Origin of the sequence: Micromonospora yasonensis, assembly GCF_026013475.1 — a bacterium.
Taxonomy (GTDB): Bacteria; Actinomycetota; Actinomycetes; order Mycobacteriales; family Micromonosporaceae; genus Micromonospora; species Micromonospora yasonensis.
The window spans coordinates 1-3,939 of sequence record NZ_JAPDPH010000369.1 but is presented as its reverse complement, the minus strand read 5'-3'; the positions used below and the strand labels follow the sequence as shown (position 1 = coordinate 3,939).

Sequence of the window (3,939 nt, the reverse complement as noted above, 5' to 3'; positions counted from 1 at the left end):
CGCAAGGCGAGGGCCTGCAGGACGGTAGCGGCGCCGTCCGGCAACCAACCGAACATCCACATGGGACGGGACAGCAGTCGGAGCAGCAACCGCGGGTCCAGCGCCGGGCGCGGCCGTTCCTGCTTCGCGGCCCGTTGCTGCAGCGCCGAACTCAACCCGTAGAAAGTAGCCGAGGCAAGTGCCAGCAGCGCGGCCCCGCCATTCACGCGCCAGCCTTTCCCCAACTCATCCCACACCCACCAGGGCGGGAAGGCCGCACTGGTGTGCGCGATTGTCGCCGTGAACGGGCATGCTCTCGTCATCCCGCCGGATCTGGGATCGCCTGTGCTTCCGCGTTCTTGACGGTGTCGGCGACCACCGTCGCCGGGTCCAACTCGAACAGCGCCAGGCCGGCGTCGCGCTGCCGCTGGCCCCGTACGCCGTCAACCACCTCGAGGAGCGCCGCTGCCAATGCGCCGCGCCGGCGGACCCAGGTCACCACCTCCGCGTCGGCCATTGTGGCGGCGTTCGCCTTGCCGTGTCCGGCGACCGGTCGGTAGGTGACAACCGGCAGCCCGCACGCCATGGCCTCGAGTGCGGTCAGCCCGCCGGCGTTCTCCACCAGCACGTCGACGGCGTGCATGAGCGTGGACATGTCGTCCACCCAGCCGAGGACGTGGCCGACGCCCTGCCGTTGTAGCCGGCGGTACAGCGTGGTGTTCCGGGCACAGACCACGACAGGAACGGCGACACCCGTTCCGGCGATGTCGGCGGCCGTCGCCGCCACCTCGCCAACCCCCCACGAGCCGGCGACCAGCAGGGCGAGCCGCCCGTCGGGAGGAAGCCCGAACCGTTCCCGGGCATGCCGCTTTTCCTCCGCCGAACCAGGTTGAAACCCGGCGGACACCATCCGCCCTGCGACCCGGACGTCCGCCGCGCCGAGGGCGCATGCCTGGGCGCGGCTGGTCTCGTGGGCGGCGCAGTGGACGTCGATTCCGGGGGCGATCCAGATCGGGTGAACCCCGAAATCGGTGAGATAGGTGAGCGCGGGTACCGACAGCTGTCCGCTGCGGCGCAACGGTCCGACCAACTGGCTGGCGAGCGGATAGGCGGCCACGACCCCGCGGGTGTCGGGCGGAAGGAGTTGCAGCAGCCGCCGCCGTGCCGGGCGGAGCATGGCCCGCGTGATCGGAGCCGCGCCCGGAAGCCGGCAGGCCAGGCCGAACAGAGCGCCGTACACCCACGGCGCGGTACACAGCACGTTGCGGTACACGTCGCGGAGCAGCCTTTCCGACCCCCACGAAAAGACGCGGAGGATGTCCAGCACGTCGACCCGGAAGCCCCGCTCGCCCAGCCGGCGCGCCAACTCGCGGGTCGCGCCGTCGTGCCCCGCGCCCACGCTGGCCGACAGGACCACGATCCGGGCCCCTCGCTCGCCCAGCTCGGACGCCGGCGTCGGGCCTCGTTCGCGGCTGTCCGGCCGCGGGCTTCGCGCGTCGCACTCGTCGCGTACCATGTCCGACAGCCCGTAGCGTGGTCGCCAGCCGAGTTCGCGGCCGATCTTCTCCACCGATGCGACCACCCTTGGCGGGTCGCCCTCACGGCGCGCGCGGATCTCTTCCACGAACGGAACACCGGTTACCTGGCGGATCGTGTCGAGCACCTGCCCGACCGAGTGCCCGACGCCGCAGCCCACGTTGTAGACGGCACCGCCCGCACCGGCCTCCAGGGCATCCACCGCCGCGACATGCGCGGCCGCGACGTCGAGCACGTGTACGAAGTCGCGTACGCAGGAGCCGTCCGGCGTCGGGTAGTCGCGGCCGAACACCACCGGGGATTCGCCGCGGGTGACCGCGTCGACCGCCGACGGCACCAGGTTGGCGTCGGTCCGGCGGTGCGGGGTGCGCACGCCGACGCCGGCGACGTTGAAGTAGCGCAGGATCACGTGCCCGATGCCGAACGCGCGGGCGGCGTCCGCCACCATCCACTCGCTGATCAGCTTGGTCGCGCCGTACGGGTTCGCCGGGCACGGCACCGCGTCCTCGCTGATCGTGTCGCCTTCCGGAGCGCCGTAGACCGCCGCGCTCGACGAGAGCACCATCCGGCGCACGCCCACGTCCGCCATGGCCTCGATCACTGCGAGCGTCCCGCCCACGTTCTGTCGGTAGTACTTCAGCGGTTCCGCCACCGACTCCGCCACCGACTTCAGCCCGGCGAGGTGGATCACGCCCGTCACCGCATGCTCGACCAGCGCTCGGCGCACCGCGGCCTTGTCGGTCACCGAGGCGCGGACCAGCGGCACCTCCACGGGCACGGCCGCGGGATCGCCCCTGGACAGATCGTCGAGGACCACCACGCGACGACCGGTGGACAGCAGCGCCTGCACGACGGCGCCACCGACGTACCCGGCCCCTCCCGTCACCAACCAGGTCATGATGGGAACCCTATACGTCCGACTTGCCGGCTAAGGCCGAAATGACGCTCCGGTAGCGCCTCACCTCATGGCAGGCGGGCGAAGCGACCCGGCGGGCGCCGGTTGCCGGCGGTGAGCCCGCCGATCTGGTTAACGGAGAGCGCATCTGTCACTCGGTGAACAGTTGTCCCAGGCAGTTGTCGTGCACCGATGACTCGATGACCACCGGCGCTCCTGCCTCGATGACGGTCGCTGAGGGGCCGATGACGGCGGATTGAGCGGGTCCTATGCTGTCGTGGACGTTGTGGGTACCCGCGTGGAGGATCGATGGCTGCGCCCTTGGACACGGAACGGCCGCACCCCGCGCGGGTCTACGACTTCCTGCTGGGCGGCAAGGACAACTTCGCCGCCGACCGGGCCGCGGCGGCGGAAGGGCTGAAGGTCAACCCGAACGCGGCCACGGCGCCGCTGCAGAACCGGGCGTTCCTGCGCCGGGCGGTGCGGTTCCTGGCGGCCGAGGCCGGGATCCGGCAGTTCCTCGACATCGGCACCGGGCTGCCGACCTCGCCCAACGTGCACGAGATCGCGCAGGCGGTCGACCCGTCGGCGCGTATCGTCTACGTCGACAACGACCCCATCGTGCTGGTCCACGCGCGGGCGCTGCTGACCAGCAAGCCGGAGGGGCGTACGGCCTACGTCGACTCCGACCTCCGGGACGTCGAGCGCATCCTGGCCGCGCCCGAGCTGCAGAACAACCTGGATCTCGACCAGCCGGTCGCGGTGCTGCTCTTGGCGATCCTGCACTTCCTGGATGACGAAGACGACCCGTACCGCGTCGTCGAGCGGCTCATGGCGGCGCTGCCCAGCGGCAGCTACCTGGTGCTGTCGCACATCACCGCGGACTTCGAGCCGGCGGCCTGGGCTCGGTTCGTGCAGATCATGGGTCGCCAGGGCATCACGACGCGACTGCGTGATCAGCCCGAGGTCGCCCGGTTCTTCACCGGGCTGGAACTGGTCGACCCGGGCGTGGTGCCGATCCTGCGGTGGCGCCCCGAGCAGGATGAGCGGTTCACCGACGCCCAGGCCGCACTGTACGGCGGGGTTGCTCGCAAGCCCTGACCCGGAGTGCGCTCGTGAGATCCATGGCGGTCACGCCAGGAGCGCCTCGATGACCGGTGCTGCTCGATTCCTGCTCGATCTGGTCACCGCGTTGACAGCGGCCCCCGGTCCGTCGATGTCGAGTCGCCGTCCCGGGGGCCCTGTCGCAACCGCCCTCGTCCCGGTCTACAGGGCGGTTTCGCCGGCCAGGCCGAAGAAGTCGTTCCACTTGGCGGCGGGGCCGAACGACGTGCCGGAGGAGAGCGCGACGTAGACGTCCGCGGCGGGGTCGCTGCTGAAGGCGGCCAGGTCGGCCCGGCCGTCGCCGTTGAAGTCGCCCAGGTAGGGGAACTGGCCCGTGGTCGCGAACTGGTCGTGCCACTTCAGCGCGGGACCGAACCCGTTGCCGTTCGACAGTGCCACCACCACGTCGGCCGCGGACCCGCCGG

2 protein-coding genes and 1 pseudogene are annotated in these 3,939 nt (G+C 71.1%); 1 reads left to right on the top strand and 2 read right to left on the bottom strand.

Annotation, left to right across the window (positions count from 1 at the left end):
- Positions 1-298 precede the first annotated feature (298 nt).
- Positions 299-2,413, bottom strand: coding sequence for a UDP-glucose 4-epimerase GalE (galE, locus tag ONA70_RS35135; RefSeq protein ID WP_265010789.1), 2,115 nt, complete (start codon positions 2,411-2,413; stop codon positions 299-301).
- Between the two features lie 306 nt (positions 2,414-2,719).
- Here galE and ONA70_RS35130 point away from each other — a divergent pair, with 306 nt between their 5' ends.
- Positions 2,720-3,511, top strand: coding sequence for an SAM-dependent methyltransferase (locus ONA70_RS35130; protein WP_265010788.1), 792 nt, complete (start codon positions 2,720-2,722; stop codon positions 3,509-3,511).
- A gap of 165 nt (positions 3,512-3,676) precedes the next feature.
- On the opposite strand, the pseudogene ONA70_RS35125 reads toward ONA70_RS35130, so the two are convergent.
- Positions 3,677-3,939: pseudogene (locus ONA70_RS35125) on the bottom strand (N-acetylmuramoyl-L-alanine amidase); the annotation flags it as partial.

Coding starts and splice junctions, on each gene's coding strand:
- galE (WP_265010789.1), bottom strand. CDS start 2,413: ATGACCTGGTTGGTGACGGGAGGGGCCGGGTACGTCGGTGGCGCCGTC.
- ONA70_RS35130 (WP_265010788.1), top strand. CDS start 2,720: ATGGCTGCGCCCTTGGACACGGAACGGCCGCACCCCGCGCGGGTCTAC.